The 3427-nt window shown below is 71.7% G+C and carries 5 protein-coding genes; 3 read left to right on the forward strand and 2 right to left on the reverse strand.

What is annotated here, in order from left to right:
• Positions 1-45 precede the first annotated feature (45 nt).
• Positions 46-687 carry a TetR/AcrR family transcriptional regulator gene (locus tag VFO68_RS10055; protein WP_325157934.1) on the forward strand — a complete coding sequence of 214 codons (642 nt, stop codon included), beginning with the start codon at positions 46-48 and terminating at the stop codon, positions 685-687.
• On the forward strand, positions 680-1384 hold the full coding sequence (locus tag VFO68_RS10060; RefSeq protein WP_325157935.1) for a TetR/AcrR family transcriptional regulator: 705 nt from the start codon (positions 680-682) through the stop codon (positions 1382-1384). The genes VFO68_RS10055 and VFO68_RS10060 overlap by 8 nt, the downstream gene beginning before the upstream one ends.
• Before the next feature lie 28 nt (positions 1385-1412).
• Here the strand turns inward: VFO68_RS10060 and VFO68_RS10065 are convergent, their stop codons facing one another.
• Both VFO68_RS10065 and VFO68_RS10070 read right to left on the reverse strand, forming a co-directional pair.
• A complete protein-coding gene (locus VFO68_RS10065; protein WP_325157936.1) occupies positions 1413-1637 on the reverse strand; it encodes a DUF3107 domain-containing protein in 225 nt (74 codons plus the stop codon).
• Between the two features lie 42 nt (positions 1638-1679).
• Complete coding sequence (locus VFO68_RS10070) at positions 1680-2372, reverse strand: ferritin-like fold-containing protein (protein ID WP_325157937.1); 693 nt, start codon at positions 2370-2372, stop codon at positions 1680-1682.
• A 261-nt stretch (positions 2373-2633) separates the two neighbouring features.
• Between VFO68_RS10070 and VFO68_RS10075 the strand changes: the two genes are divergently transcribed.
• Positions 2634-3427, forward strand: a 794-nt coding sequence (locus VFO68_RS10075) for a DEAD/DEAH box helicase (RefSeq protein ID WP_325157938.1), incomplete at its 3' end; no start/stop codon positions are given.

Here is a 3427-nt window from a genome sequence, read left to right on the forward strand (position 1 = left end):
CGATCCCAAGTCCGACCTATTGTGTGACCTTTAGGTGGAGGCGGTATGGCGGAGACCATCGAGCACAACGCGCAGGCCGGCAAGGGCGCCCGGTTGCCGCGCACCGCGCGGCGGGCCCAGCTGCTCGCCGCCGCCCAGGACGTCTTCGCCGCCAACGGCTACCACGCCGCGGCCATGGACGAGATCGCCGAGCGGGCCGGCGTCAGCAAGCCCGTGCTGTACCAGCACTTCCCCGGCAAGCTCGAGTTGTACATGGCGCTGCTCGACACGCACGTGGACGAGTTGGTCCGGCGGGTCACCGACGCCATGGACGCCACCACGGACAACAAGCAGCGGGTGCGGGCCGCGGTCGCCGCCTACTTCGACTTCGTCGACGGCGAGACCCAGGCGTTCCGGCTGGTGTTCGAGTCCGACCTGCGCGGTGAGCCCGCGGTGCAGGACGCGGTCGAGCGGGCCACCGAGGCCAGCGTGCGGGCCATCACGGCGACGATCACCGCGGACGCCGGGCTGGACGACGCGCGGGCCCGGCTGCTCGCCGTGGGCCTCGCCGGGGTCAGCCAGGTGGCCGCCCGCGGCTGGCTGGCCGACCAGCGGCCGATCCCCAAGGACGAGGCCGTCGCGTTGATCTCCACGTTGATCTGGCGCGGCATCGGTGGCGGTTTCCCGCTGCACCATCCGCATGACTGAACCGCCCGGCGGAAAGGGCCCCGACAAGGGGGACGCCCGCCGGGACCGCTGGCGATCGCACCGGGAGGCCCGCCGGGAGGAGTTCGTCCAGGCCGCGTTGCGGGCCCTGGCCGAGCACGGGCCGGACTTCGGGATGGAGCACGTGGCCGCCGCGGCCGGCGTCACGAAACCGGTGCTGTACCGGCATTTCACCGACAAGGCGGACCTGTACGTCGCACTCGGCCAGCGGGGCACCGAGTTGCTGTTCGAGCGGCTCATCCCGGCGCTGAACAACGAGGAGGCGCCGGTTCCGCGGATCCGGCGCAGCCTGCACGCCTACTTCTCGGTCATCGAGGAGCATCCGAACCTGTACCGGCTGCTGATCCGCCGCCCGTTCGGCCGGGACGTGGTGGCCGAGGACAAGGAGCTGATCGGGGCCGCGCTGAGCCGGCTGCTCGGCGACTACCTGCGGGCGCTGGACATGGACTCCGGCGCGGCCGAGCCGTGGGGCCACGGGATCGTCGGCCTGGTGCAGAACGTCAGCGAGTGGTGGCTGGAGCGCCGCACGATGAGCCGGGACGCCGTGGTCGAGTACCTCACCCAGATCATCTGGGCGGCCATCGACGGGATCGTGCGCCAGCACGGCATGCTGCTCGACCCGGATCAGCCCATCGAGGTGAACAAGGTCGTCAAGCTGTCCAGCCGCCGCGCGCCCTGAGCGGAAAGCCGTTGCTCCCGAACGCGGGTCAGGTGGCGAAGCCGACCCGGCGGCTGTCCGGCTTGCCGATCTCCACGTAGGCGACCCGCGCGGACGGGATCACGTAGCGGGCGCCTTTGGCGTCGACGAGGACCAGCGTGCCGTGCGGCGTCCGCAGGGCGTCGCTGACCAGGGACTCGACCTCGTCGGGAGCGAGATCGCTGGTGAGCACGATCTCCCGCGGGGTGTCCGCGACCCCGATCTTGACCTCCACGCCGACCTCCGCCTGCTGGACCCGAACCGATTACGACCAACCCTATCCGAGCCCGAGCGTGGTCATCCGCCTGCCGTGCTGCTGTTGTAAGCGCCGGAACAGCGCGGCGATGCCCGCCAGGTCGCCGGTGCCGGTCACGATCAGCTCGGACAGCCCGTCCCGCTCCGCGACCACGTACTGGGCCTGCGTCAACGCCTCGCCGAGCAGCCGCCGGCCCCAGAGCGTGAGCCGGTCGCGCACCGCCCGGTCCCGCTCGATCGCCGACAGAACTTCGCGCTCGGCGAACGCGGAGTGTCCGGTGTCGGCCAGCACGTCGAGCACCAACCCCCGGGTCGGCTCGTCCAGCCAACCGGCCATCTCGCGGTACAGGTCGGCCGCGAGCCCGTCGCCGACGTAGGCCTTGACCAGCGACTCCAGCCAGGACCGCGGCGCGGTGGAGGCGTGCCAGGTGTCGAAGTGGCCGATGAACGGCCGCATGGCCTCCTCGATGTCCACGCCGTGCCCGGCCAGGAACCGGTCGATCTTGGTGTAGTGCCCGATCTCGGCGGCGGCCATCGCCGACAGCGCGGCCCGGCCGGCCAGCGTGGGCGCGGTCCGGGCATCCTCCGACATGCGGTCGAAGGCCGAGAGCTCCCCATAGGCGAGCACCCCGAGCAGGTCGACGACCCCCTCGGCGATCGCCGGCCGCGCCCCAGCGGGACCGGCATCCGCAGCCGTAGGCGTGTTCTCGCTCATGCCGGCAGACTAGTCGGCAACAGTCGCAGGTAGACTCGGCGTGACGCTCCGTTTGGCCATCCCGGCCCGGCCAGCGTCAGAGAGGGTGCGTGCACGCTTCCGCCCTCCCGCGCCACTCCTGGAACGACCAGGCGAGCCGGCGCGGTCGAGCGGCCTTGTCCAAGGCAGTGCGCGCCGGACACGAGAGAGGCGATCGCCCTGACCGTCAACACCAACGTCAATACCGACGCGACAACCGACACCGACCCGACCGTCGACCCGGTGATCCTGGAGCACAGCGAGGCCGGCGTTCCCGACACCGACACCTCCCACCCGTTGCAGGCCGGCGCCCCGGTGCGGCCGGACTCCCCCACCTTCGCCGAGATGAACGTCCGGCCGGAGATCGTGCGCGCCCTGGCCGAGGCGGGCATCGAGCGGGCCTTCGCGATCCAGGAGCTGACCCTGCCGCTGGCGCTGGCCGGCGAGGACATCATCGGCCAGGCCCGCACCGGCACCGGCAAGACGCTGGGCTTCGGCGTGCCGCTGCTGCAGCGGATCACCACGCCGGGCGACGGCACCCCGCAGGCGCTGGTGGTCGTGCCGACCCGCGAGCTGTGCCTGCAGGTCACCCACGACATCCGCGACGCCGGCAAGCACCTTGGCGTGCGGGTGCTGCCGATCTACGGCGGCCGGCCCTACGAGCCGCAGATCGCCGCGCTGCGCGGCGGTGTGGACCTCGTGGTCGGCACCCCCGGCCGGCTGCTCGACCTGGCCGAGCAGCGCCACCTGGTGCTGGGCAAGGTCACCGGCCTGGTGCTCGACGAGGCCGACAAGATGCTCGACCTGGGGTTCCTGCCCGACATCGAGCGGATCCTGCGGATGGTCCCGGACGAGCGGCAGACCATGCTGTTCTCGGCCACCATGCCGGGCCCGATCATCACGCTCGCCCGCACGTTCCTGACCCGTCCGACGCATATCCGGGCCGAGGAACCGCACGATTCCGCCGTGCACGACCGCACCGCGCAGTTCGTCTACCGCGCGCACGCGCTGGACAAGAGCGAGCTCGTCGCCAAGAT

The sequence above is a fragment of the Actinophytocola sp. genome (genome assembly GCF_035712165.1).
GTDB lineage: Bacteria > Actinomycetota > Actinomycetes > Mycobacteriales > Pseudonocardiaceae > DASYTH01.

Bases quoted from the DNA above. Each gene is read 5' to 3' on its own strand.
- VFO68_RS10055 (WP_325157934.1), top strand. From the start codon at position 46: ATGGCGGAGACCATCGAGCACAACGCGCAGGCCGGCAAGGGCGCCCGG.
- VFO68_RS10060 (WP_325157935.1), top strand. From the start codon at position 680: ATGACTGAACCGCCCGGCGGAAAGGGCCCCGACAAGGGGGACGCCCGC.
- VFO68_RS10070 (WP_325157937.1), bottom strand. From the start codon at position 2,372: ATGAGCGAGAACACGCCTACGGCTGCGGATGCCGGTCCCGCTGGGGCG.